19 protein-coding genes and 2 pseudogenes are annotated in these 26354 nt (G+C 65.7%); 10 read left to right on the top strand and 11 right to left on the bottom strand.

The features are described from left to right. Nucleotides 1–147 precede the first annotated feature (147 nt). Nucleotides 148–936 carry a (5R,7aS)-5-hydroxy-7a-methyl-1-oxo-2,3,5,6,7,7a-hexahydro-1H-indene-carboxyl-CoA reductase gene (gene ipdF / locus B4U45_RS11350; protein ID WP_075547617.1) on the bottom strand — a complete coding sequence of 263 codons (789 nt, stop codon included), beginning with the start codon at nt 934–936 and terminating at the stop codon, nt 148–150. Beyond that, nucleotides 933–2090 (bottom strand): acyl-CoA dehydrogenase IpdE1, encoded by a 1158-nt coding sequence (gene ipdE1, locus B4U45_RS11355; RefSeq protein WP_075547616.1) that lies wholly within the window; start codon nt 2088–2090, stop codon nt 933–935. Before ipdE1 ends, ipdF begins: the two co-directional genes overlap by 4 nt. 81 nt (nt 2091–2171) lie before the next feature. Between ipdE1 and fadD3 the strand changes: the two genes are divergently transcribed. The 5 genes from fadD3 to B4U45_RS11380 are packed head-to-tail and all read left to right on the top strand — an operon-like array spanning nt 2172 to nt 7892. After that, a complete protein-coding gene (fadD3, locus tag B4U45_RS11360) occupies nt 2172–3701 on the top strand; it encodes a 3-((3aS,4S,7aS)-7a-methyl-1,5-dioxo-octahydro-1H-inden-4-yl)propanoate--CoA ligase FadD3 (protein WP_075547615.1) in 1530 nt (509 codons plus the stop codon). Beyond that, nucleotides 3702–4835 carry an acyl-CoA dehydrogenase family protein gene (locus B4U45_RS11365; RefSeq protein WP_075547614.1) on the top strand — a complete coding sequence of 378 codons (1134 nt, stop codon included), beginning with the start codon at nt 3702–3704 and terminating at the stop codon, nt 4833–4835. Next, entirely contained in the window at nt 4832–5782 is a 951-nt protein-coding gene (locus B4U45_RS11370) for an acyl-CoA dehydrogenase family protein (RefSeq protein WP_122512072.1), read from the top strand. The genes B4U45_RS11365 and B4U45_RS11370 overlap by 4 nt, the downstream gene beginning before the upstream one ends. Continuing rightward, nucleotides 5779–6729, top strand: coding sequence for an acyl-CoA dehydrogenase IpdE2 (gene ipdE2, locus B4U45_RS11375; protein WP_219859402.1), 951 nt, complete (start codon nt 5779–5781; stop codon nt 6727–6729). Before B4U45_RS11370 ends, ipdE2 begins: the two co-directional genes overlap by 4 nt. After that, nucleotides 6726–7892 carry a pyridoxal phosphate-dependent aminotransferase gene (locus B4U45_RS11380; protein ID WP_075547612.1) on the top strand — a complete coding sequence of 389 codons (1167 nt, stop codon included), beginning with the start codon at nt 6726–6728 and terminating at the stop codon, nt 7890–7892. Before ipdE2 ends, B4U45_RS11380 begins: the two co-directional genes overlap by 4 nt. Before the next feature lie 26 nt (nt 7893–7918). On the opposite strand, the gene B4U45_RS11385 is transcribed toward B4U45_RS11380, so the two are convergent. Beyond that, nucleotides 7919–8755 carry an arylamine N-acetyltransferase family protein gene (locus B4U45_RS11385; RefSeq protein ID WP_075547611.1) on the bottom strand — a complete coding sequence of 279 codons (837 nt, stop codon included), beginning with the start codon at nt 8753–8755 and terminating at the stop codon, nt 7919–7921. A gap of 105 nt (nt 8756–8860) precedes the next feature. Between B4U45_RS11385 and B4U45_RS11390 the strand changes: the two genes are divergently transcribed. The 3 genes from B4U45_RS11390 (at nt 8861) to B4U45_RS11400 (ending at nt 11179) form a co-directional block, all read left to right on the top strand. Continuing rightward, the gene (locus B4U45_RS11390; protein WP_075547610.1) at nt 8861–9457 is read left to right on the top strand and encodes a mycothiol-dependent nitroreductase Rv2466c family protein; all 597 of its coding nucleotides are present in this window, start codon (nt 8861–8863) and stop codon (nt 9455–9457) included. A gap of 271 nt (nt 9458–9728) precedes the next feature. Continuing rightward, nucleotides 9729–10280: a protein disulfide oxidoreductase gene (locus B4U45_RS11395; protein ID WP_075547609.1), complete on the top strand. Its 552-nt coding sequence runs from the start codon at nt 9729–9731 to the stop codon at nt 10278–10280. Then, nucleotides 10277–11179, top strand: a complete 903-nt coding sequence (locus tag B4U45_RS11400; RefSeq protein ID WP_075547608.1) for a cytochrome c biogenesis CcdA family protein — start codon at nt 10277–10279, stop codon at nt 11177–11179. The genes B4U45_RS11395 and B4U45_RS11400 overlap by 4 nt, the downstream gene beginning before the upstream one ends. Here B4U45_RS11400 and B4U45_RS11405 read toward each other — a convergent pair. Both B4U45_RS11405 and B4U45_RS11410 read right to left on the bottom strand, forming a co-directional pair. Continuing rightward, entirely contained in the window at nt 11142–12086 is a 945-nt protein-coding gene (locus B4U45_RS11405; RefSeq protein ID WP_082275456.1) for a M56 family metallopeptidase, read from the bottom strand. The genes B4U45_RS11400 and B4U45_RS11405 overlap by 38 nt on opposite strands. Beyond that, on the bottom strand, nt 12083–12457 hold the full coding sequence (locus B4U45_RS11410; protein WP_075547607.1) for a BlaI/MecI/CopY family transcriptional regulator: 375 nt from the start codon (nt 12455–12457) through the stop codon (nt 12083–12085). The genes B4U45_RS11405 and B4U45_RS11410 overlap by 4 nt, the downstream gene beginning before the upstream one ends. A gap of 280 nt (nt 12458–12737) precedes the next feature. Here B4U45_RS11410 and B4U45_RS30395 point away from each other — a divergent pair. Next, a pseudogene (locus B4U45_RS30395) lies at nt 12738–15985 on the top strand (Kelch repeat-containing protein). Nucleotides 15986–16717: 732 nt separating this feature from the next. Here B4U45_RS30395 and B4U45_RS11420 read toward each other — a convergent pair. Then, nucleotides 16718–17092: a BlaI/MecI/CopY family transcriptional regulator gene (locus B4U45_RS11420; RefSeq protein WP_075547607.1), complete on the bottom strand. Its 375-nt coding sequence runs from the start codon at nt 17090–17092 to the stop codon at nt 16718–16720. A 280-nt stretch (nt 17093–17372) separates the two neighbouring features. On the opposite strand from B4U45_RS11420, the pseudogene B4U45_RS30400 reads away from it, so the two are divergent. Further along, nucleotides 17373–20620: pseudogene (locus B4U45_RS30400) on the top strand (Kelch repeat-containing protein). 402 nt (nt 20621–21022) lie between these two features. On the opposite strand, the gene ltrA reads toward B4U45_RS30400, so the two are convergent. The 5 genes from ltrA to hsaB all read right to left on the bottom strand — a co-directional run bounded on the left by ltrA (nt 21023) and on the right by hsaB (nt 26353). Further along, nucleotides 21023–22285, bottom strand: coding sequence for a group II intron reverse transcriptase/maturase (gene ltrA / locus B4U45_RS11430; RefSeq protein WP_075545413.1), 1263 nt, complete (start codon nt 22283–22285; stop codon nt 21023–21025). Between the two features lie 841 nt (nt 22286–23126). Continuing rightward, on the bottom strand, nt 23127–23753 hold the full coding sequence (locus tag B4U45_RS11435) for a hypothetical protein (protein ID WP_075548713.1): 627 nt from the start codon (nt 23751–23753) through the stop codon (nt 23127–23129). Nucleotides 23754–23828: 75 nt separating this feature from the next. Continuing rightward, on the bottom strand, nt 23829–24146 hold the full coding sequence (locus B4U45_RS11440; RefSeq protein WP_023368463.1) for an ESX-1 secretion-associated protein: 318 nt from the start codon (nt 24144–24146) through the stop codon (nt 23829–23831). An 80-nt stretch (nt 24147–24226) separates the two neighbouring features. Next, nucleotides 24227–25408, bottom strand: coding sequence for an EspA/EspE family type VII secretion system effector (locus B4U45_RS11445; RefSeq protein ID WP_075548714.1), 1182 nt, complete (start codon nt 25406–25408; stop codon nt 24227–24229). 381 nt (nt 25409–25789) lie between these two features. Continuing rightward, nucleotides 25790–26353: a 3-hydroxy-9,10-secoandrosta-1,3,5(10)-triene-9,17-dione monooxygenase reductase subunit gene (hsaB, locus tag B4U45_RS11450; protein WP_075548715.1), complete on the bottom strand. Its 564-nt coding sequence runs from the start codon at nt 26351–26353 to the stop codon at nt 25790–25792. Nucleotide 26354 lies beyond the last annotated feature (1 nt).

The following is a 26354-nucleotide window of genomic DNA, read 5'->3' on the forward strand; positions in this document are numbered from 1 at the left end:
GTGCCGAAATAGAGCCAAGGTGTGCCGAAAACAGAGCCAGGCATCCAAGGCTGCGCAAGAAGACATCGTTGACCAGCCGCATTCGTGGTCACTATGAATTTTCGAGTGAGACAGGCCAAGGCAATACCACTCCCGATCACCAACCGCCTACGGGTGCTGGTTCGATACCGAAATAACCTCGCCCGTAAGGTAACTCGAGTAATCACTGGCCAGAAACGCGATGGTGGCCGCGACTTCCCAGGGTTCGGCGGCACGGCCGAACGCCTCTCGGGCGGACAGCCGGTCCAACAGCTCGGCCGAGGTGGTCTTGTCCAGGAACTTGTGCCGGGCGATGCTGGGCGAGACGGCGTTGATCCGAACCCCGTACTCGGCGGCTTCTATTGCACTGCAACGGGTGAGCGCCATAACTCCCGCTTTGGCGGCGGCATAGTGTGCCTGCGAGTGCTGGGCTCGCCAGCCGAGAACGCTGGCGTTGTTGACGATCACTCCGCCGTGCGGGGCGTCGCGGAAGTACCGCAACGCGGCCCGGGTAGTCCGGAACACCGACGTCAGGGAGACGTCCAGGACGCGGTCCCACTCGTCGTCGGTCATGTCCGCGACCGGCGTCTGGCCACCGAGGCCGGCGTTGTTGACCAGCACGTCGAGCCGGCCCATGCGTGCGGTGGTCGAGTCGATGAGGGCGTCCACCTGCACACTGGACGCCACGTCGCACAGCACACTTTCGACTCGGCCGAGCCCCAGCGCGGCCAGTTCGGCGGCGGTCTCCCCCAACCGTCGCTCATGGTGGTCGGAGATCACCACGTCGGCCCCCTCGGCCAGCGCGCGACGCGCGGTGGCCGAGCCGATGCCGGTACCCGCGGCCGCGGTCACCACCACCACTTTGCCGTCCAAAAGTCCATGTCCGGGAATTTCTTTCGGCGCGACGGACAATTTCATCCCTTGACCTCCCGCGGCAGGCCGAGCACCCGCTCGGCAATGATGTTGCGCTGAATCTCGTTGGAACCGCCGTAGATGGTGTCGGCCCGGGTGAACAGATACAGCCGCTGCCATTCGTCGAATTCACCGCCGGTCAACGCGAGACCCGGCTTGCCGATCACGTCCATCGCCAGCTCCCCGAGAGAACGATGCCAGTTGGCCCACAACAACTTTGACACGTTGTCCTGGCCGGGTTGCTCAGCGGCCGGCCCTTCCATGGTGGCCAGTGCATAGCTGCGCATCGCCCGCAGCCCGGTCCACGCCCGGGTCAGCCGCTCCCGGATGAACGGGTCGTCGGCGGCGCCGGTACGCCGCGCGAGGTCGACCAACCGCGAAAGCTCACGGGCATAGACGATTTGCTGGCCCAGCGTGGACACGCCGCGCTCAAAGGTCAGCGTCGCCATCGCCACCCGCCATCCGTCACCCGGCCGGCCCACCACCATGCCGGCATCGGTACGCGCGTCGTCGAAGAACACCTCGTTGAATTCCGACGTTCCGGTGATCTGGACGATCGGCCGGATCTGCACCCCGGGCTGATCCAGCGGCACCAGCAAATATGACAGCCCGGCATGCCGTTTGGAGCCCTTCTCGGTGCGCGCCACCACGAAGCACCACTGCGACAGGTGCGCCAGTGACGTCCACACCTTCTGGCCGTTGATCACCCACTGGTCGCCGTCGCGCTCCGCAGTGGTCGACACGTTGGCCAGGTCACTGCCCGCGCCCGGCTCCGAATAGCCTTGGCACCACAGCTCGGTGACGTCGAGAATGCGCGGCAGGAAGCGCTGCTGCTGTTCGGGCGTCCCGAACGCAATCAGGGTCGGGCCCAGCAGCTCCTCGCCGAAGTGGTTGACCTTCACCGGAGCGTCGGCGCGGGCGTACTCCTCGTAGAACGCCACCCGGTGCGCGGTCGGCAGTCCCCGTCCACCGTGTTCGACCGGCCAGCCCAAGCAGGTGAGCCCGGCGGCCGCAAGATGCTGATTCCATGCCCGGCGTTCTTCGAACGCCTCGTGCTCGCGTCCCGGCCCGCCGAGCCCCTTCAGTGCTGCGAATTCGCCGACCAGATTGTCCGCGAGCCACTGGCGGACCTCGGCCCGGAACTCCTCGACGTCCTGCATGACCTGTAGGCTAACCTACCAAGCACTTGCTTTGTTAGGCCGCCGGTGAAGGGCGCCGCGTGCCGCTTAGAGGAGCATTCGATGACCGACGATCCGCGTACCGTGCCCGCGGCTCTGGATCGTCTCGCGGCCATGTTCCCCGAACACGACGTCTTGATCACCGACGACCGGAGCTTCACGGCCACCGCCCTGCGTGCCGAGGTGCACCGGGCCGCGGCGGCGCTGATCGCACTGGGCGTCGAGCCCGGCGATCGAGTGGCCATCTGGTCGCCGAACACCTGGCATTGGGTGGTGGCCTGCCTGGCGATCCAGCACGCCGGCGCGGCCATGGTGCCGCTGAACACCCGCTACACCGCCGAAGAGGCCGCCGACATCCTGGGCCGCACGCGGGCGCCGCTGCTGTTCGCGATGGGCCGGTTCCTCGGCGCCGACCGGGCCGCCGGCCTGAACTCGCAAGCCCTGCCCGCGCTTCGGCACATCGTGCGAATTCCGATCGAGGCCGACGATCCGGTCCACGGCACCTGGGACGAGTTCATCGCCCACGGCACCGACACCCACGCCGTCGAACTGCGCGCGGCCGCCGTCACGCCCGACGACGTCAGCGACATCCTGTTCACCTCGGGAACCACCGGCCGCAGCAAGGGCGTTCTGTGCGCGCACCGGCAGTCGCTCGCGGCCTCGGCGTCGTGGGCGGCCAACGGCAAGATCACCGGCGACGACCGCTATCTGTGCATCAACCCGTTCTTCCACAACTTCGGCTACAAGGCCGGCATCCTGGCCTGCCTGCAGACCGGGGCGACGCTGATCCCGCATCTGACGTTCGATCCGCTGCACACCCTGCAGGCGATCGAGCAGCACCGGATCACGGTGTTGCCCGGGCCGCCCACCATCTACCAGACCCTGCTGGACCATCCGGCGCGCCGCGACTACGACCTGAGCTCGCTGCGGTTCGCGGTGACCGGCGCGGCCACCGTGCCGGTGGTGCTGGTGGAACGCATGCAGTCCGAACTCGATATCGACATCGTGTTGACCGCCTACGGTCTGACCGAGGCCAACGGCATGGGGACGATGTGCCGCCCCGACGACGACGCGGTGACCGTCGCCACCACCTGCGGGCGCCCGTTCGCCGGCTTCGACCTGCGTATCGCAGACACCGGAGAAGTCCTGTTACGCGGACCCAACGTCATGCTGGGCTATCTCGATGACCCGACGGCGACGGCCGCGGCCATCGACTCCGACGGCTGGTTGCACACCGGCGACATCGGTGCCGTCGACGAGGCCGGCAACCTGCGCATCACCGACCGGCTCAAGGACATGTACATCTGCGGTGGATTCAACGTCTACCCCGCCGAGGTAGAGCAGGTGCTGGCCCGGCTGCCCGGCGTGGCCGACGCCGCGGTGATCGGTGTTCCCGACCAGCGGCTGGGAGAAGTCGGCCGAGCCTTCGTGGTGCCCAGGTCCGGCGCGACGCTCGACGAGGCGACGGTAATCTCGTACACCCGTGAGCATTTGGCGAACTTCAAGGCGCCGCGGTCGGTACGGTTCGTCGATGCCTTGCCCCGCAACGCCGGCGGCAAGGTGGTCAAATCACAACTGCGAGAGTTGGCCTGAATGGACCTGGCATTCGATGAGGAAACCCTGGCTTTCCAGGCCGAGGTGCGCGAGTTTCTGGCGGCCAACAAGGACTCGATCCCGACGACGTCCTACGACAACGCCGAAGGCTTTGCCCAGCATCGGATTTGGGATCGGGTACTGTTCGATGCCGGACTGTCGGTGATCACCTGGCCGGAGCAGTACGGCGGCCGCGACGCCCCGCTGCTGCACTGGGTGGTGTTCGAGGAGGAATACTTCCGCGCTGGCGCGCCGGGTAGGGCCAGCGCCAATGGCACCTCGATGCTGGCGCCCACCCTGTTCGCCCACGGAACCCAGCAGCAGCTGGATCGGATTCTGCCGAAAATGGCCAGCGGCGAGCAGATCTGGGCCCAGGCCTGGTCGGAGCCCGAATCCGGCAGCGACCTAGCTTCACTGCGGTCCACCGCCACCAAGACCGAGGGCGGCTGGCTGCTCAACGGGCAGAAGATCTGGAGCTCACGGGCGCCGTTCGCCGACATGGGCTTTGGGTTGTTCCGGTCCGATCCGTCGGCCGAGCGGCACCGCGGCCTCACCTACTTCATGTTCGACCTGAAGGCACCCGGCGTCACGGTGCGGCCCATCGTGCAATTGGGCGGCGACACCGGCTTCGGCGAGATCTTCCTCGACGACGTCTTCGTTCCCGACGAGGATGTCATCGGCACCCCGAACGACGGCTGGCGTGCGGCCATGAGCACGTCGAGCAACGAACGCGGCATGTCGCTGCGTAGCCCCGCCCGCTTCCTGGCGGTGGCGGAGCGGCTGGTGCAACTGTGGAAAGCCAACGGCTCCCCACCGGAATTCGCCGACCGCGTCGCCGACGGGTGGATCAAGGCGCAGGCCTACCGGCTGCAGACCTTCGGCACGGTCACCCGGCTCGCCGGCGGCGGCGAGCTGGGCGCCGAATCGTCGGTAACCAAGGTGTTCTGGTCGGAGCTCGACGTGGAATTGCATCAGACCGCGCTGGACATCCTGGCAGCGGACGCAGAGCTGGCCGGCCCGTGGACCGATGGGCTGTTGTTCGCCCTGGGCGGACCAATCTATGCGGGCACCAACGAAATCCAGCGCAACATCATTTCGGAACGGCTGCTGGGCCTGCCGCGAGAGAAGAAGTGACCGTGGACTTTGCCCTTGATCAACAACAACGTGATTTCGCCGCCAGCATCGACGCGGCGCTGGGTGCTGCCGATCTGCCCGGCGCGGTTCGCGCCTGGTCGGCCGGCGATGCGGCGCCCGGCCGCAAGGTGTGGCAGCAATTGGCCAACCTTGGCGTCACCGCACTCAACATTCCGGAGAAGTTCGACGGTCTGGGGGCCGATCCGGTGGACCTGGTGGTTGCGCTGGAACGGCTTGGCCGCTGGTGTGTTCCCGGCCCGGTCACCGAATCCATCGCCGTGGCACCGGTTTTGCTTGCCACTGACGATCAGGCCGAGCGCTGCGCCGGCCTGGCATCGGGTGAGCTGATCGCCACCGTCGCACTACCGCCGCAGGTGCCGCGCGCCGTCGACGCCGACACCGCGGGGCTGGTGTTACTGGCCGGTGAGGCCGGTGTCGCCGAAGGCACGCCGGGCCGGCGCCATGCGTCCGTCGACCCCAGCCGTCGCCTCTACGACGTGGCGGCGACCGGCGAATCCTGGCACGCAGACATCAACCGCGCCTACGAGTTCGGCGTATTGGCCACGGCGGCACAACTGGTGGGTGCCGCCGAAGCACTGCTGAGCGCGGCCGTCGACTATGCCAAGCAGCGGACGCAGTTCGGCCGGGTCATCGGCTCGTATCAGGCGATCAAGCACAAACTCGCCGACGTCCACATCGCGGTCGAGCTGGCCCGTCCGCTGGTTTACGGCGCGGCGCTGTCGTTGGCGCCGCGGGACGTCAGTGCGGCGAAAGCAGCGGCATCCGAGGCGGGTCTGCTGGCGGCTCGCTCGGCGTTACAGACTCACGGCGCCATCGGATTCACCCAGGAACACGACCTGTCGCTGTGGCTGCTGAAGGTGCAGGCGCTGCGTTCGGCCTGGGGTACACCGGAGGAGCATCGACGGCGAGTGCTGGAGGCGTTATGACTGACGAACGGCAGATGCTGCGCGAGACCGTCGCCGCCCTGGTGGCCAAGCACGCAAGTCCAGCCGCGGTGCGAGCGGCGATGGAGTCAGACCGCGGCTACGACGAGGCGCTGTGGCGGCTACTGTGCGAACAAGTCGGCGCCGCCGCTTTGGTCGTCCCGGAGGAACTCGGCGGAGCCGGCGGCGAGTTAGCCGACGCCGCAACGGTTTTACAAGAGCTGGGCCGGTCGCTGGTGCCCGCACCGCTGCTGGGCACCACGCTCGCGGAACTGGCGCTACTGACCGCACCCGAGCCGGACGCCGAGTCGCTCACCCGGCTCGCCGAGGGTACCTCGATCGGCGCGCTGGTCCTCGACCCCGACTACGTCGTCAACGGTGACGTCGCCGACGTCGTCGTCGCCGCGGACGAGGGCCAACTGAGCAGGTGGACTCGCTTCACCGCGCAGCCCGTCGCCACCATGGATCCCACCCGCCGGCTGGCCCGCATGCAGCCGCAGGAAACCCGGAAGATCGGCGCCGACCCCGGACTGGCCGGCATAGCGGCAATTCTGCTGGCCGCCGAGCAGATCGGCGCCGCCGAACGCTGCCTGGAACTGACGGTCGAATACACCAAGAGCCGAGTGCAATTCGGCCGCCCGATCGGCAGCTTCCAGGCACTCAAGCATCGGATGGCCGATCTGTACGTGACGGTCGCAGCGGCGCGGTCCGTCGTCGCCGACGCCTGCAATGACCCCACCCCCGCCAATGCGGCCACCGCACGACTGGCTGCCTGCGAAGCGCTCAGCGCCGTGGCCGCCGAGGGCATCCAGTTGCACGGTGGCATCGCGATCACCTGGGAGCATGACATGCACCTGTATTTCAAACGGGCGCACGGCAGTACGCACCTGCTGGATTCACCACGAGACTTGCTGCGCCAGCTGGAGTCCGAGGTGCTTTCCGCACCATGACCCATCGTGTGGCCCGGCGCGCGGGCATTCCACCGTTTCACGTGATGGACGTCTGGCTGGCGGCCGCCGAGCGCCAGCGCACCCACGGCGATCTGGTCAATCTCTCGGCGGGTCAGCCCAGCGCCGGCGCCCCGGAACCGGTACGCGCCGCGGCGGCCGCCGCCCTGCATCTCAACCAGCTGGGTTACACGGTGGCACTGGGTATTCCGGAGCTGCGTGCCGCGATCGCGGCGGACTACGAGCGCCAGCACGGCATCACGGTCGGCCCCGACGCGGTGGTGGTCACCACCGGTTCCTCGGGCGGCTTCCTGCTCACCTTCCTGGCATGCTTCGATGTCGGCGACCGGGTCGCGATGGCCAGTCCCGGCTATCCCTGTTATCGGAACATCCTGTCAGCGTTGGGATGTGAGGTGGTGGAGATACCGTGCGGGCCGGCGACCCGGTTTCAGCCCACCGTGCAGATGCTCGCCGAACTCGACCCGCCGGTGCAGGGGCTGGTCGTGGCCAGCCCGGCCAATCCCACCGGCACCGTCATCCCGCCCGCCGAGTTGTCGGCGATCGCGTCGTGGTGCGACGAATCCGGGGTCCGGCTGATCAGCGATGAGGTCTATCACGGCCTGGTGTACGAAGGGGCACCGCAGACCAGCTGCGCTTGGCAGACCTCACGGAACGCGGTGGTGGTCAACAGCTTTTCCAAGTACTACGCAATGACCGGCTGGCGACTGGGTTGGCTGCTGGTGCCGACGGAGCTGCGCCGGGCGGTTGACTGCCTCACCGGCAACTTCACCATCTGCCCGCCGGTGCTGTCGCAGATCGCCGCGGTATCGGCGTTCACCCCCGAGGCGACCGCGGAAGCCGACGGCAATCTGCGGCACTATGCGCTCAATCGCTCGATGCTGCTCGACGGCCTGCGTCGCATCGGAGTTGATCGGCTGGCTCCCACCGACGGCGCGTTCTACGTCTACGCCGACGTTTCGGACTTCACCACCGACTCGCTGGGCTTCTGCTCGAGGTTGCTGGCCGACACCGGCGTGGCGATCGCACCAGGGGTCGACTTCGACACCGCGCGGGGCAACTCGTTTGTCCGGATGTCGTTCGCCGGGCCGACCAGCGACATCGAAGAAGCCCTGCGCCGAATACAGTCCTGGCTGCCGGGGAGCTGATTGTTCGCCCGCGACGGGCTCGCCCTTCAGTTGTCGCCGAAACAGACTTGGTCGATGCGGGCTTCGAGGGCACCGCGTTCGCCGACATCTGCCACGTTGATGCCGAAGCGCCCGCTCAGCGCGTCGACAACCGCGGCCGCGTCCTCGAGCACGGTCTTCTCGGTCCGGCCGCCGCGATGGACCGCCAGGATCCGGCCCGTCAAGTTCCACCGCGCGTCCTCGGTCACGGTGGCAGCCATCAAACCGGTGACAAAGTGCGACGACGGGTGTGTCGAGACAAACCAACTGCCCACCTTCAGGTCGATCGGCGGCCGGCTGATCGTGCTGAATTCATAGAGCGGCTGCCACTCGTCGCGAACCAGCGCCTGCAGCACTAGCCCGTCGCCACGGTCATCGAGCCGGTACGGTTCATGCGTCGTTTGCTGGACGCATCGGGTCCGCAGCCGCAGCGGCGACGTCGGCGTCTGCCCCCCGAAACCGGCGTCCACCAGATACGAACCGTCCGAACCGGGAAAACTCACCGCGAGCACGGTGTGCGTCTGTGCCGGCAGCGGCGCATCCGGCGGCGCCATCCACACCACCCGCCCGGCCAGCCGCCGCGGCCGAAACCCGAGTTCGGCCAGCACGTTGCCGATCAGCCCATTGTGCTCGTAGCAGTAACCGCCGCGGCGCCGGTGGACGAGCTTGTCCATCAGCGATTCGGGGCTCAGGTCGTCAACCGGCACCCCCATCAGCGGATCGAGGTTCTCGAACGGAATCGCCCGGGTGTGGGCGCTCACCAGCTCCCGCAACACCGCCAGGGTAGGTTCGGTGGGACCGCGATAGCCGATGCGTTCGAAGTACGCGTTGAGATCCAGCGCCATAGCCCCATTTTGCTGGCTGGCGCACGACTTCGACAGCCGTATACCCAAGGGGGTATTATGGCGTTAGTTCGCCCGAGATCGGGAAAGTTGCAGAAGGAGGAGCCAGTGGCTGACGTCGAGCTCTACATCGATCCGGTATGCCCCTTCGCCTGGGCCGCTTCGCGATGGCTGCTCGATGCCGCGCACAAGACGGACACACCGGTCACGCTGCGGCAGATGAACCTGGCCGTACTCAACGAGGGCAACGACCTCAACCCGAAACAACAGCAGATGATGGATCGATCACGACGGCTCGGTCGGCTGTTCGCCGCGGTCGCCAGCCAGCACGGGCCGGACGCATTCGCACGGCTTTACGACTCGGTCGGCGCCCGTATCCATGTGCGTGGGAAAGAAATGTCCACCGATGAGGTCCGCAAATCCCTGACCGAATGCGGACTTGACGAATCACTTGCCGAATCGCTAGACGACAGTGCACTCGACGAGGCCGCCAGGCGCGCGCACCAAGCCAGCCAGGACACTCTGGGCGGCTCGGCCGGCAGCCCGATCATCGCGGTCGACGGGCGCGGGTTTTTCGGGCCGGTGCTGACCGGGATACCCGGCAGCGACGACGGCGTCCGCCTGCTCGAGGCCGTCATCACCGCCGCGACCACGCCCGAATTCGCCGTGCTGCAACGGCCTTACCAGGGGCCGCCCGTTCTCTAGGAGGCTCGCTGAATGTGTCACGCCGTCAGGTGCCGCACCTGCGGGAAAGTGACGTGGGCCGGTTGCGGCGCGCACGTTGATCAGGTCCGCGCGGCGGTGCCGGAATCGCAGTGGTGTCCAGGTCACCCGAACCAATCCCCCAGGCGCTTGTGGCATCCACGGCGCACCTAGCCGCACCAGCAACCCGGCTCTAACTACTACCTACGTACGTAGGTAGTATTTTGGTGACCACCGGCCGCGAAGTCTCGCCAATCGACGGAAAGGGATCACCATGCAACGGCGCCTAACCGCCTCGCTTGCCATCACTGCTGCTGCCGCGATGATCGTCACAGCCTGCGGCTCTTCCGGAGCACGATCTGACCCGGCCAATACGCTGACTTCGTCATCCAGCAGGCCCACCGGCCAGAGCGCACGCGTACCTGCCCAACTGCAGTTCACCGCCAAAACTATTGATGGGCACACGTTTTCGGGTGACAGTTTGGCGGGAAGAGCCGCGGTGTTGTGGTTCTGGACGCCCTGGTGCCCAAAGTGCCAGCATGAGGCACCGATCGCGGCGGACGTCGCCGGGGCGCACCCGCGCGTGACGTTCGTTGGGGTGGCCGCGCGGGACCAGGTGTTGGCGATGCAGGGCTTCGTAGACAAATACAAATTGAGCGGCTTCATTCAGCTAGCCGATACCGACGGGGTGATCTGGGCAAGATTCGGCGTAACGCAGCAACCGGCGTGGGCGTTCGTGAGCGCCAACGGCGACGTCGACGTCGTCAAAGGTTCGCTGACTCAGTCTGAATTGAACGAGCGGGTCGACAGGCTGGTCAGCCGGTGATCGATGCCACAGCACTGAGCTTTGCCCTGGGCGCCGGACTGGTAGCTGCCCTCAATCCATGTGGATTTGCTTTCCTGCCAAGCTATTTGGGCTTGGTGATCGCCGGTAGTCAGGGAGTCTCACGTCCGAGAGCCCTGATCCGCGCCGGCGCCGCGACCGCGGGAATGTCCGTCGGATTCCTGACGGTCTTCGGCATTTTTGGGCTACTCGTCGCACCGGTGATCGCGTCGGCGCAAAGGTACCTGCCGTTTGCCACCGTGGTCATCGGGATCCTCCTGGTGGCTTTGGCTGTCTGGTTGCTGGCCGGAAAGGACGTCAGCATCATCCTGCCGAAACGCGCGGGTGGTACGCCGACAAGGCGGCTTACCTCCATGTACGGCTACGGCGTGGGTTACGCGATTGCGTCACTTTCGTGCACCGTCGCACCGTTTCTCGCCGTCATCAGCACCACGTTCAGGCAGGGTGCGGTGCTTTCGGGCGTGCTGGCTTTCGTCGCGTACGCAGGCGGAATGACGATCACGGTGGGGGTGGCAGCGCTGACGGTTGCCCTGGCCGGCTCCGCGGCCACCGCGACGTTTCGGCGTGTTCTGCCCTTCGTAGGCCGAATAGTCGGCGTAATCGTGCTGCTGACCGGGCTATATGTCATGTATTACGGCTACTACGAACTGCGGCTCTATTTTGCCAATGCCGAAGCCGATGACCCCGTGATCGGGGCCGCTAACGCCGTGCAGGAGTGGCTGATTCAGTTGGTCGACGGGCTGAGCCCATGGTCCCTCGTCGGCGCCTTGGTTGCGCTGGTCGCCGTGGGAGTGTGCTGGCATACCCTGCTTCGATGGCGCGCCCCGAACCGCAATGCGCTCGTCACAGATGACAGGCCAGCCCGACCGCCAACGGAGTGATTACCGCAAAAGCAATTGTCGTAGCGAGAATTACCCGCTCATGCAAACGCCTGCGGCGCGATATCGGGTTGGTTAGCCGGCTCGCGCGGGCCAGCGTGGCGGTGCCCGCCGCGCCGAGCGCCGTCGACGCCATCGCCGGCGGCGCCCCTGTCAGCGCCAGCAGTCCGCGTAGCAATGCCATCTTCCCGTGACGCCGCACCGCGACATCATCAGCACACATCTCCAATAGGTCCGCGACCATTTCCGCTGCCGTGCAAAACAGTGTCAATCGCGGCAGGCTCGCAGCAATTGCCCGCAGCACCATGAGCAGGTCATGATGGCGACCGGCCAAGTGAGCGTACTCATGCGCCAGCACAGCCGCCAGCTGCGGCTCGTCGAGGCGGTCCAGGGCAGCGGTGGTGACCACCACGACAGGGTCGGGGCGAGCGGTTACGCAATAGGCAGCGGGATGCGGCGCCGGAACAACTACCAGGTCAGGCCGCCCATACCGGTCACCGCCGCCTCCGATCACCCGAGCAGCAGATGCGTGCAGGCGACTGCGTGATCGTTGCCGCAGCCACTGATGTGCGACGCGCCAGCTGACGACGGTGGTGGCCAGCAGGCTGGCAAACAACAGGCCCATGGCCATGGCCGACGCAATTGCGTGCGGCAATCCCAGCTGGCCGGTGACCCCTAACGCCTTGAAGCACAAAGTTGGTTCCCGGTGGCGCCAGATGCTGTCGAGCACTGCGGCGCAAAGGAACACGAGCGCAGCCAACCACGCTGCAATAGCGGCAACCACCGCTGTCAGCCAGGAGGCCACGGCAAGCTGAGGCCGCACACCCGTGCCGGTGACACGTCGTAGCAGCAGGGGGCCCAGCCACGTCAACATCGACGCATAAAGGAGCAACAAAAGAGCCGCGTTCACGATTCTTGCCGATCAATGAACCGACGCAGCGCGTCGCGGACCCGCGCCGATTCATCCTCGTCCATCTGCTTGAGAAAAAACGCCAGCACCAAGTCCGAATCTCCCCCGGTATCGAAGGCATCGCGCATCAATCTCGCCGAATGTTCCTCGCGGGTCATAGTCGGCCAATAGCGGAAAGCCTTGCCCACCCGTTCCCGCTGCAACCAGCCCTTGCGGTGCAAGTTGTCCATGGTGGACATCACCGTGGTGTAGGCGATCTGGCGATCATGCGCCAAGTCGTCAAGAATATCGCGCACGGTGACGACCTCGCCGCGGTTCCACACGCGGTCCATGATCACTGCCTCGAGCTCGCCGAAACGCCGAACCTGCACAGCTTTCTCTCTCGTACCCCTGGAATTGTCGACGGCTACAACAGTAGCCACATATCTCGCGGCTCGCTCAGCGTCGCCCCGAAAAGCCCCTGAGCACTGGGCGATTCTCGCGTAACCCGGACCACAATTGATTTCAGCGAGCGCCAAGGCGCCGTGTCGTCGGTCGACCGGCACTGCGAAAGCGATTCGGCAACGATTGCCGTCGAACAGTATGCCCGTGAGTTCATATTCGCTACGCTTGACTCGCGACTCTCACGGCATGGAGGTAGAGCGCCAAGACATGGCTGAAGACCCGGGGGCTGCCGGCTCGGCACCTGCACAGAGCGGGATCGCCGCGGAGTTGGCCTCCGCCGGATTCGAGGACGCGCGCCAGGTGGCTCGAGGCGGCGCCGGAGTGGTGTACCGCTGTCGCGAGACGGCGCTGGGACGAAATGTCGCGGTCAAAGTGCTGCCGTCGCATTTCGACGACGACAGCAGGGAACGTTTCCTGCGTGAGGGCTACGCGATGGGCGGGCTCTCGGGGCATCCAAACATCGTCAACATCCTGCGGGTCGGCATCACCGAAAGCGACCGGCCCTACATCGTGATGCCCTACTACGCGGCGGATTCGCTGGCGGTACGGTTGCGCCGGGAGGGGCCGATCCCCTGGCCGGAGGCGTTGGAGATCGGCGTGAAATTGTGCGGGGCGCTGGAAACCGCGCACCGGGTCGGCACCTTGCACCGCGACATCAAGCCGGCGAATGTCCTGGTCAACGACTACGGCGAGCCGCAGCTGACCGACTTCGGGATCGCCCACATCGAGGGCGGCTTCGAAACGGCGGTCGGGGTCTTCTCCGGCACAATCGACTACACCGCGCCCGAGGTGATGACCGGTAATCCGGCGACGGTCGTCGCCGACGTCTACTCGCTGGGCGCCACACTTTATGCACTGATCGCGGGCAGCGCCGCACACGAACGCAAGAAGGGCGAAGACCTCGTCGCGCAATACCTGCGGATCAGTTCCACCGGGGTTCCGGACCTGCGTCCGGACGGAATCCCGGATGCGGTGTGCTCGGCGATCGAGAAGGCGATGTCCATCGACCCGGCCGAACGGCCCGTGTCGGCCGCCGAACTCGGCCGTGAGCTGCAGGCGGCGCAGCGCCGCAACGGCTTGAAGCCCGCGTCGATGGCGATCACCAACATGCGTGCGCGCACCACCGATGCCTCAACGGATGTCCCGGAAACGCCTCCAGTATCGCCCGCGATACTGAGCCCGGAAGCTCAGGTGCCGCTGCGCACGTCTTCGACCGTTCCGCTCAAGGGTCCGCAGCCCGCCGCCAGGGCGGGCGGCGCCGCTGCGCTCCAACCGCCGAGCGCCGCGGGGCAACGGCCGTCCTCGTTGCTGCCGTCGCAGTCCGTCGATCACCGGCGGTCACCGGGAACAGACACCGCCTTTGAGCCCGGGCACCTCGGTGACACCCAGGCGCAGCTACGGGCCTCGTCGAGCAGGGCGGAGTCGCCCCGGCAGCCCGCGGAATGGACCGGCGCCACCCCGCCGATCGAGCCGCCGAAGGGTCCGGGGCAAGAGGGCCCTGCGGGTCCGGCCGCGCCCGACAGACCCGGCGTAGGGAAGCCCCCCGGGGACGGGTGGCGTCGTGGTTCGCCGAGCCGGACAGGAAGCGCAACCGCATCCTGTTGACCGCGGCGGCGGCCGTCGCCGTGGTGCTGTTGGTGGCCGGCGGAGTCTTCCTGGTGGCATCGCACGACAACGGCGCCCACCAGACCGTCTCTGGTCAACCGGGCACCCAGGCGCCGGTTCAGTGGAAGCCGATCACCAATGCGCGGGTCGCCCGCGATGCGGCGGCGACCACCCAAGTCGACGGCACGATCTGGATCTTCGGCGGGGTTCGGGCCGACGGCACCGTCACCGGTCTGCACGAGGGCTACGACCCCGTGATCGACAGCTGGAAGGGCGGCGACGACTTGCCGGTTCCGGTTCAGCACGCGATGGCGGTGACCTGGCAGGGCAACCCCATCGTCCTGGGCGGCTGGCGCACTGAGGGCTCCAAAAAGGTTGCTACCGAACAAGTTTGGCGAGTGGTCAATAGCCGCTGGGTGGAGCTGCCGCATCTGTTGCAGCCCCGGGCGGGCGCGGCCGCGGCCGCGGTGGGAGACCGCATCGTCGTCACCGGCGGGGTGGACGCCAACGGCGCCCTGCTGAACACGACCGAGGTCTTCGACGGCAACTCCTGGACCCTTGGCGCTCCGATACCGACGCCGCGGCAGATGCTGGCCGCGGCCTCGGACGGAAAGCTGGTGTACGCCGTGGGCGGAAACGACGCGAAGTCCGACCTGGCGACGGTCGAGGCATACGATCCGGCCGCGAAAACCTGGACGCCGCTGCCCGAGCTGGCGCAACCACGCAGTGACCTCGGCGTCGCGATCACCGATGGACGCCTGGTGGCGGTCGGCGGGATGTCGGCCGGACAGGTCCTCAAGAGCGTGGCTGTGTTTGATCTGATGACCAGAACATGGGCCGGCTTGCCCGATATGGAGACCGCACGGCACGGGATGGCGGTCGACACGGTCGAGAAGTCGGTGTATGCGATCGGCGGTTCGACCGCCGCAGGCGACGACCAGGCGACCTCGTCGGCCGAAATGCTGAAGCTGCCCGCGCGCAAAATCCAGCCGGCGGCGCAGTGGCGGACGTTGCCGGACGCACCGACGGCCCGCCTGATGATGGCGTGGGCCGTACTGGACAACAAGATCTGGATCATGGGTGGCGTGCGGGAAGGCGTTGGGCTCACGACCGTCGAGAGCTACGACCCGCACACCGGATCCTGGCAACCCGGGCCGCCGCTGCCCATCCGGTTGCACCACGCGACGGCGGCGACCTACCGGGGCGAGGTGGTGGTGCTCGGCGGTGCGAGCGAGAACCTCGCGGATGCCTCCAACAAGGTGTTCGCCTTGCGCGGCAACAGCTGGGTGGAGTTGCCGAGCCTCAGCCACGCTCGGGCGGCGGCGGCAGCGGCGGTGGTTGGTGACAAGCTCGTCGTCGTCGGCGGGCAAAACGCCAAGCAGCTCGTCGCGCAGACCGAGGTTTTCGACGGCAGTTCGTGGAAGGATGCGCCCGACCTGCCAACGCCCCGCGAGCATTTGGCTGCGGTGTCAGACGGCACTTACGTGTATGCGATCGGCGGGCGATTCCTGTCGGCCGACAAGAACTCCGCTGCCTTTGAACGCTTCGACCCGCAAGCGGGTAAGTGGACCAAGTTGGTGGGCATGCCCACCCCGCGCGGAAGTTACGGCGCCGCGTTCATCGACGGGCGAATCGTGGTGGTCGGCGGCGAAGAGCCCACCCGCGTGCTCGGAGTTGTCGAGATGTATGACATCGCGGACGGAAAGTGGAGCACGCTACCTGCGCTGCCGACCCCGCGGCACGCCGAGGTGGTCGCGACCGTGGGCAACACCGTGTACTGCATCGGCGGCGCGGACCGGCCCACCCACGAAGGCCCCATCGCCAACGTCGAGGCCCTCGACTTCATGTAGCGGCCGTCGCTTCGCGGGCGGTTGTGTGGTGGCGGTTGCCGGGCCGATGTGATCCGGCCAGCTACCAACGGCTTTCCATGTCGGCTCGGTCACCACGTACAGCATGCGTTCAGGCGACGTCTGTTTCCGGCACGTCGATGCCCCGCGACCTCGGTCAAACCTCGTGTGATGGCGGGTGTCTCGGGTTCGGGGGATGACTCACGTGCTCACCGGGACGACTGGCATGGCCGCGGCGTCGAGTGTGCGGTGACGGCTTTGACTGTGGATGTAGGGCGGGGCACGCCCACGATCGGCCGCCCTGACGGCACGCTCGGCGGTCGGGTGGCCGGAGGGGATTGCACCCTCCGGCTCCCACAGATCCGGACATGAACCTCTCGATTCATCCGGCTCTTGTCATCTTGATCACCAGACGGCGGGGACGGTGGTGGTCCATTGCCAGTGCGCGAGGAAACGCGGGTACTGCGTCAATTGCGTGCGGCAATCCCAGCTGGCCGGTGACCCCTAACGCCTTGAAGCACAAAGTTGGTTCCCGGTGGCGCCAGATGCTGTCGAGCACTGCGGCGCAAAGGAACACGAGCGCAGCCAACCACGCTGCAATAGCGGCAACCACCGCTGTCAGCCAGGAGGCCACGGCAAGCTGAGGCCGCACACCCGTGCCGGTGACACGTCGTAGCAGCAGGGGGCCCAGCCACGTCAACATCGACGCATAAAGGAGCAACAAAAGAGCCGCGTTCACGATTCTTGCCGATCAATGAACCGACGCAGCGCGTCGCGGACCCGCGCCGATTCATCCTCGTCCATCTGCTTGAGAAAAAACGCCAGCACCAAGTCCGAATCTCCCCCGGTATCGAAGGCATCGCGCATCAATCTCGCCGAATGTTCCTCGCGGGTCATAGTCGGCCAATAGCGGAAAGCCTTGCCCACCCGTTCCCGCTGCAACCAGCCCTTGCGGTGCAAGTTGTCCATGGTGGACATCACCGTGGTGTAGGCGATCTGGCGATCATGCGCCAAGTCGTCAAGAATATCGCGCACGGTGACGACCTCGCCGCGGTTCCACACGCGGTCCATGATCACTGCCTCGAGCTCGCCGAAACGCCGAACCTGCACAGCTTTCTCTCTCGTACCCCTGGAATTGTCGACGGCTACAACAGTAGCCACATATCTCGCGGCTCGCTCAGCGTCGCCCCGAAAAGCCCCTGAGCACTGGGCGATTCTCGCGTAACCCGGACCACAATTGATTTCAGCGAGCGCCAAGGCGCCGTGTCGTCGGTCGACCGGCACTGCGAAAGCGATTCGGCAACGATTGCCGTCGAACAGTATGCCCGTGAGTTCATATTCGCTACGCTTGACTCGCGACTCTCACGGCATGGAGGTAGAGCGCCAAGACATGGCTGAAGACCCGGGGGCTGCCGGCTCGGCACCTGCACAGAGCGGGATCGCCGCGGAGTTGGCCTCCGCCGGATTCGAGGACGCGCGCCAGGTGGCTCGAGGCGGCGCCGGAGTGGTGTACCGCTGTCGCGAGACGGCGCTGGGACGAAATGTCGCGGTCAAAGTGCTGCCGTCGCATTTCGACGACGACAGCAGGGAACGTTTCCTGCGTGAGGGCTACGCGATGGGCGGGCTCTCGGGGCATCCAAACATCGTCAACATCCTGCGGGTCGGCATCACCGAAAGCGACCGGCCCTACATCGTGATGCCCTACTACGCGGCGGATTCGCTGGCGGTACGGTTGCGCCGGGAGGGGCCGATCCCCTGGCCGGAGGCGTTGGAGATCGGCGTGAAATTGTGCGGGGCGCTGGAAACCGCGCACCGGGTCGGCACCTTGCACCGCGACATCAAGCCGGCGAATGTCCTGGTCAACGACTACGGCGAGCCGCAGCTGACCGACTTCGGGATCGCCCACATCGAGGGCGGCTTCGAAACGGCGGTCGGGTTCTTCTCCGGCACAATCGACTACACCGCGCCCGAGGTGATGACCGGTAATCCGGCGACGGTCGTCGCCGACGTCTACTCGCTGGGCGCCACACTTTATGCACTGATCGCGGGCAGCGCCGCACACGAACGCAAGAAGGGCGAAGACCTCGTCGCGCAATACCTGCGGATCAGTTCCACCGGGGTTCCGGACCTGCGTCCGGACGGAATCCCGGATGCGGTGTGCTCGGCGATCGAGAAGGCGATGTCCATCGACCCGGCCGAACGGCCCGTGTCGGCCGCCGAACTCGGCCGTGAGCTGCAGGCGGCGCAGCGCCGCAACGGCTTGAAGCCCGCGTCGATGGCGATCACCAACATGCGTGCGCGCACCACCGATGCCTCAACGGATGTCCCGGAAACGCCTCCAGTATCGCCCGCGATACTGAGCCCGGAAGCTCAGGTGCCGCTGCGCACGTCTTCGACCGTTCCGCTCAAGGGTCCGCAGCCCGCCGCCAGGGCGGGCGGCGCCGCTGCGCTCCAACCGCCGAGCGCCGCGGGGCAACGGCCGTCCTCGTTGCTGCCGTCGCAGTCCGTCGATCACCGGCGGTCACCGGGAACAGACACCGCCTTTGAGCCCGGGCACCTCGGTGACACCCAGGCGCAGCTACGGGCCTCGTCGAGCAGGGCGGAGTCGCCCCGGCAGCCCGCGGAATGGACCGGCGCCACCCCGCCGATCGAGCCGCCGAAGGGTCCGGGGCAAGAGGGCCCTGCGGGTCCGGCCGCGCCCGACAGACCCGGCGTAGGGAAGCCCCCCGGGGACGGGTGGCGTCGTGGTTCGCCGAGCCGGACAGGAAGCGCAACCGCATCCTGTTGACCGCGGCGGCGGCCGTCGCCGTGGTGCTGTTGGTGGCCGGCGGAGTCTTCCTGGTGGCATCGCACGACAACGGCGCCCACCAGACCGTCTCTGGTCAACCGGGCACCCAGGCGCCGGTTCAGTGGAAGCCGATCACCAATGCGCGGGTCGCCCGCGATGCGGCGGCGACCACCCAAGTCGACGGCACGATCTGGATCTTCGGCGGGGTTCGGGCCGACGGCACCGTCACCGGTCTGCACGAGGGCTACGACCCCGTGATCGACAGCTGGAAGGGCGGCGACGACTTGCCGGTTCCGGTTCAGCACGCGATGGCGGTGACCTGGCAGGGCAACCCCATCGTCCTGGGCGGCTGGCGCACTGAGGGCTCCAAAAAGGTTGCTACCGAACAAGTTTGGCGAGTGGTCAATAGCCGCTGGGTGGAGCTGCCGCATCTGTTGCAGCCCCGGGCGGGCGCGGCCGCGGCCGCGGTGGGAGACCGCATCGTCGTCACCGGCGGGGTGGACGCCAACGGCGCACTGCTGAACACGACCGAGGTCTTCGACGGCAACTCCTGGACCCTTGGCGCTCCGATACCGACGCCGCGGCAGATGCTGGCCGCGGCCTCGGACGGAAAGCTGGTGTACGCCGTGGGCGGAAACGACGCGAAGTCCGACCTGGCGACGGTCGAGGCATACGATCCGGCCGCGAAAACCTGGACGCCGCTGCCCGAGCTGGCGCAACCACGCAGTGACCTCGGCGTCGCGATCACCGATGGACGCCTGGTGGCGGTCGGCGGGATGTCGGCCGGACAGGTCCTCAAGAGCGTGGCTGTGTTTGATCTGATGACCAGAACATGGGCCGGCTTGCCCGATATGGAGACCGCACGGCACGGGATGGCGGTCGACACGGTCGAGAAGTCGGTGTATGCGATCGGCGGTTCGACCGCCGCAGGCGACGACCAGGCGACCTCGTCGGCCGAAATGCTGAAGCTGCCCGCGCGCAAAATCCAGCCGGCGGCGCAGTGGCGGACGTTGCCGGACGCACCGACGGCCCGCCTGATGATGGCGTGGGCCGTACTGGACAACAAGATCTGGATCATGGGTGGCGTGCGGGAAGGCGTTGGGCTCACGACCGTCGAGAGCTACGACCCGCACACCGGATCCTGGCAACCCGGGCCGCCGCTGCCCATCCGGTTGCACCACGCGACGGCGGCGACCTACCGGGGCGAGGTGGTGGTGCTCGGCGGTGCGAGCGAGAACCTCGCGGATGCCTCCAACAAGGTGTTCGCCTTGCGCGGCAACAGCTGGGTGGAGTTGCCGAGCCTCAGCCACGCTCGGGCGGCGGCGGCAGCGGCGGTGGTTGGTGACAAGCTCGTCGTCGTCGGCGGGCAAAACGCCAAGCAGCTCGTCGCGCAGACCGAGGTTTTCGACGGCAGTTCGTGGAAGGATGCGCCCGACCTGCCAACGCCCCGCGAGCATTTGGCTGCGGTGTCAGACGGCACTTACGTGTATGCGATCGGCGGGCGATTCCTGTCGGCCGACAAGAACTCCGCTGCCTTTGAACGCTTCGACCCGCAAGCGGGTAAGTGGACCAAGTTGGTGGGCATGCCCACCCCGCGCGGAAGTTACGGCGCCGCGTTCATCGACGGGCGAATCGTGGTGGTCGGCGGCGAAGAGCCCACCCGCGTGCTCGGAGTTGTCGAGATGTATGACATCGCGGACGGAAAGTGGAGCACGCTACCTGCGCTGCCGACCCCGCGGCACGCCGAGGTGGTCGCGACCGTGGGCAACACCGTGTACTGCATCGGCGGCGCGGACCGGCCCACCCACGAAGGCCCCATCGCCAACGTCGAGGCCCTCGACTTCATGTAGCGGCCGTCGCTTCGCGGGCGGTTGTGTGGTGGCGGTTGCCGGGCCGATGTGATCCGGCCAGCTACCAACGGCTTTCCATGTCGGCTCGGTCACCACGTACAGCATGCGTTCAGGCGACGTCTGTTTCCGGCACGTCGATGCCCCGCGACCTCGGTCAAACCTCGTGTGATGGCGGGTGTCTCGGGTTCGGGGGATGACTCACGTGCTCACCGGGACGACTGGCATGGCCGCGGCGTCGAGTGTGCGGTGACGGCTTTGACTGTGGATGTAGGGCGGGGCACGCCCACGATCGGCCGCCCTGACGGCACGCTCGGCGGTCGGGTGGCCGGAGGGGATTGCACCCTCCGGCTCCCACAGATCCGGACATGAACCTCTCGATTCATCCGGCTCTTGTCATCTTGATCACCAGACGGCGGGGACGGTGGTGGTCCATTGCCAGTGCGCGAGGAAACGCGGGTACTGCGTGGTGACCCGCTGCCATGCCTGCTGGAACGCACCGCGGCTCCGATACCGCCGATATTTGTTGCGGACCCAACGCATCAGGTAGGCGTTGATGCGCGCCAGGAGAGGATGCAGCGCCGACCGGAAGAAGGCGCCGTAGTAGTTCATCCAGCCCCGCACGATGGGGTTGATCCAGCGTGCAAGGTCAGCGAAGGATCGCCCGGTGCGATGGTGCAGTCGCCAGGACCGCACCTCCCGGCCGATCTTCGTCAAGGCGTCCCTGCTGATCGCGGGCAAAAACGACAGGAACGTGTGTCCGTCTTTGGCCCGCATCCCGCGCGGACGGAACGTGAAACCCAGAAACGTGAACGACGTGTGCGCATAGTCACCACGCCGGTTAGCGTCCTTGCAGTACACGATCCGGGTCTTGTCGGGATGCAGCCGCAACCCGACCTCGCCCATCCTGTCGTGCAGCGCGGCCAACACCTGGTGGGCTTGGCGCTCGGTGACACAGTGCACCACCGCGTCATCGACGTAGCGTTCAAAGCGGACACTCGGGAACTCCCGGGCCATCCACATGTCAAACGCATAGTGCAGAAACAGGTTGGCCAGCACGGGCGAGACCGGCGACCCTTGTGGGGTGCCCCGGTCTCGCTGTTGCAGGGTGCCATCAGGCAATGCCACCGGAGCTTGTAGCCACCGGCGCACATACAGCATCACCCACGGCAGATCGGTGTTGACCGCCACCGCTTTTAGCATCAGGTCCCAAGACACGCTGTCGAAAAACTTTTGGATGTCCAAATCGATCACCCAGTCGGTTTTCCAACACCGCTGCCGGCATACTCCCACCGCGTCGATCGCTGAGCGGCCCGGCCGATACCCGTAGGAGTCCTCGTGAAAGAGGGCTTCCGCCACCGACTTCAGCTCCTCGGCCACCACCGTTTGCGCCACCCGATCGGCCACCGTAGGCAGCCCCAGCATCCTGGTCCCCCCGCCATGCGGCTTGGGGATTTCCACCGCACGCACCGGAGGCGGAAAGTAGCTACCCGAGGACATCCGATTCCACACCTTGTACAAATTGTTGCCCAGGTCGGCCTCGAATGCCTCGATGGTTACCCCGTCTATGCCCGGCGCGCCCTTGTTCGCCTTGACCTTCTCAAACGCCTCCTGGACCGCCCACTTCGAAATCTCGAACGGCTTGCCCGGCGACTTCAACTCGCCCATCCGACTCCTCCCGAACCCCAACGGGTCTCGGTTGATCCAACGAACACAGCCACAGATGACCCGGCCCCTTCGCTCCACCCCCATTACAAGAGCTTCACCACTACTACGAGCCGGTCCGCCAACCGGACCCGCGACGGTACTCACACCCACGACAAGCGCGGGCTACTCCCTCTCGCCCACCCGAAAAACCCGGACGGGCAGTGTCGAATCCGGTCTTCTCCCGTTCCATGCAAAAGCCGCAGATCGGGCTCGCGTCGCCTCCATGCCGGACACCGCCTGGCCAATCAACGGGCACCCGCCAGACTCATCCCGGGATATGACGGACACCCCGGTTTCGATGTCATCTATGTGCATTTCGACACGTCAACAGCGAATCGCTTGCGCTCGCCTTCCCGATCCCCACCTGACACATCGACCTGTGCCTTTTCCACATCGCTCACCACAATCACGTCACCGCTCCTGCAGCATGTGGCGGTTTGAAGCCACCCCCCGCAGGGCGACTCCGAAGGGCCAACAATCCTTCATCTCCTGCACAGCACCGCTTCGGAAAGCTCTACCTACATCGAACTCCCTTCCACGCTCGGGACACACCCATCAGTGCACACTCGAGACCGTCTGAGCACACTCGAAACCGTCAGCGTCAAGCCCGACCACACATCCGGCGCACCAACCGCGGAGCCCCCCGAACGCTTAGCGACAAATCCGCTGCACGCCTGCTTTTGCCGCTACAAAGTGGGCAAACCGGGAACCGGCCCAGCCCGAGGCCTATGTGAACGATGCGACTACGGCACGCAGTGGCTCCGCGGAGCGCGTCGGCTAGATCAGCACCGCCCTAAGGCCGTCAATACCGCGCATACCGGGTCGCAAACACCTTCGCTTCGGCTGCGGCGGTCTCTTCCGGTGTCGCGACCCTCATGGCTTTGGTCACGAATTCCACCAGGGCGGGACGACTTTCCGGGTCCTGAAGGGGCGTTTCGGCCAAGGTGTCGAGCAGCAGCGTGTATTGGGCGGACCGGGCCCGTTGCCGCGCGAGGTGCGCGATGACCAAGATCTCGTCGGCGAGTTCTTGCTCCCGCATGCTTGTCGCCCCCGCGGACAGTTCGACCCGATGGATTCTGCCACCCATATCGGTCGACACCAACACGGTCCCTTGCGGATTGGCCACCGACACCAGGCCGGACTCATGCTCTGCCGTCGTCTCGGCCGAGGGCGCAAGCGCATCTGGATCGATATCGGCGATCTCGGCCTCGACCCGTGTTTCACCGTGAATGCCGCCGCCGGTGGAAACCCGGCGCTTCGGGCGGCCGTACAAATCCAGGGTGGACAGATCATCGAGGCAGTCATCGGTTGCGGACCAGCTCATCAGATCGTGGGTATGGCAGCCAGTCGGCTCTTGGCGCCTTGGGCGCCCGTACATATCCAGGGTGGTCAGATCATCGAGGTAGTCGTCGGTGCTGGGCCGCTCCATCATCGGGTCCTTTCGGATTGCTAGTGGCGAGGTCGACAACATCGTTGACAACTGCCGCAAGGGAATTGAACGAGCTCAGCTGGAAAACTTGATCCTCTCGACAACCTTCGCCAAGACATCGTCGGCTTCGCTATAGGCCTTGGCTGCGATACGCAGATTCGAGGCAACCTCACCGGCAAGTGTGTACAGGCTGGTGCCCACAGAGTTGCGGATGGTCACCAGCGCTGTCAGTGTGGTATTGAACTTCGACGTATACGAACCGTGGGTTGTCTCAACATCTTCGCCGATGCCTGCGACCGCTTCCGTCGCGGACTGGACATATGTTGCCGCTTGGTCTTGCGCGGTTGCGAGCACGCCAAGAAATTCCGGGTTGACGGCTAACGAATCGGACACGGCGAATTCTCCTCACGCTGAATAGTGATGCTTCCGAGTGCTTTCCGGCATCCGAGCCTGATGTTCGACGGCCGATCGCATCAAAGGCTGCGCTGTTGAGTCGGTTTGGACCCGGCCGCACTGACGGGTGCACGTTCCGCACCGGCCGCACCGGCGGCCGCACCTTTCTGGCCCTCGGCCTCCTTCGTAGAGCGGCGCACCAGGCCCGGAGGCATGCCGGCTTGCGGGCTCTGCGACGATTCGTCGGCCAGCTTGCCCAACGCACCCAGCTGACCGGTTGTCTGGCCGGATGTGGGCAAGCCGGTATAGCCGGCAAACCGAGTCAATAGTCCGGGCGAAATGGCCGAGCCCGACGACGCGGCCACGTCGGACAATGCGGTCGAACCCGACAACGCGTTCGAGCCCGGCAACGAGGTCAAGTCAGACAACGCGGTCGAACCGGACAACGAGGTCAGGCCGGACACCGACACCAAGGAAGACAAGGAGGAAAAAGCAGACAAGTCCGACAGTGAAGACAAATCTGACAAGGACAGGTCGGACAAAGACAAGTCGGATATTTCTGACTTCAACGCCGAGACAACCTCGCTGACTTCGGATTTCACTTCAGAGACAATCTGGCTCACCTCGGATTCCACATCGGAGACCACATTGGAGACGAGGTCGGAAATTTCGGACTCCATGCCGGAGAGCAGGCCTTCCAACAGCGCAGCCAGGTCTTCGGTGAAGTCACTCGGCAATTGCACCAACAGCTCGACTATTTCTTCGATACGTTCGACTAGTTTTTCGGCGTTTTCAAACGTCGTGAGCAGTAATTCCAGCAAGGCGATGCCAACGGCCGTCATGGCGACGGCAGAAACCGCGGCCTGGAAGACGTACGAGTCGGGTATGGTGACGACGGCGTTGTAAAGCGCTTTAGCATAGGGCTTGCAGTCCTCGAGGAAATTTATCCACTTCTTGAGAGTCTTACGCGCCTTTTCGACCGCCTCAGCCTGGTCCGAGACCAGTGTTCCGGTAATATAGTCGACGTCGGCCATAATCTGCTCGGCGTCCTGAAGAGTTTTGCTCTTCTCCGAATATTTTTCCGCCGCAGTGCCGACCCAGTTGTCACTCAAAACGGCCGACGCTTGCGTTTCGATTGCCTCGCGGAACGTCGAGGAACTGGTGTCGAATACCTCTCCGGTGACCGGGGTTCCGACACCAAGGGTCGTATACAGGGACTCGATAAAACTTATCGTGGAATTGAGGATGACAAGTGCACCCATTTTATGTCCTCACACACCTTGATCCGACGGGGTGAGCATTGAAGGCGGCGGCGCCGTTGGCCCCTGACTGCGATCGACGCATGCGGCAACACTCCGTAACACTGCAGACGAACCCGTTCACAATCACACGCCGCCGGAGCGCCCTGCGGCAATCGAACGGCAGTGGGGAATCACCATGGTGTCGAACCGGTTTCACACTACGGGCCGACGGGCTGTGGCGACTCCTACCCGACACAAAGGCTACAGTTACCCACGACGATAGTCAAGGCTGGTTGACATTAATCGTGGGTCGCGTCGCCGGCCGAATGCCGCCACGGCTGTCCGGCCATCGGCACGGAATCGGTTTCAGGCCGACATCACCGCTGCCCAGCGTGGAAGGGCCTAGAGCCAGGTGTCCTGGGTGGTGGTGGTGAGGAACGCTTCGAGGTCGTCTCGCCACTGCGCCGGCGTGGTCTTGTCCGGCTCGATGCCGGTGTAGTCCCCGCGGTAGAACAGCAGTGGCCGCGGCTTGATCTTAGGGACTTCCGACAGGGAATTGACCGCGCCGAACACGACGAAGTGATCCCCACCGTCATGTACCGAGGCAACCGTGCAGTCGATGTAAGCCAGCGACCCGTCGATGATCGGCGACCCGAGTTCTGAAGGATGCCAATCGATCCCGGCGAACTTGTCGGGCTCCTTGGAGCCGAATCGCGCCGACACGTGCTTCTGCTTCTCGGTCAGCACGTTGACGCAGAACCGGCCGGTCGCCTCGATCGCCTTCCAGGACCGTGACACCTTGGTCGGACAGAACAGCACCAGCGGCGGCTCCAACGACAGCGCCGCGAACGACTGACAGGCGAAGCCGACGGGCACCTCGTCGTGCACGGTGGTGATCACCGTTATTCCGGTGCAGAACTGACCCAGCACGTTTCGGAACGTGCGAGGGTCAATCGGCGCGGACATG

This window comes from Mycobacterium persicum, from assembly GCF_002086915.1.
Lineage (GTDB): Bacteria > Actinomycetota > Actinomycetes > Mycobacteriales > Mycobacteriaceae > Mycobacterium > Mycobacterium persicum.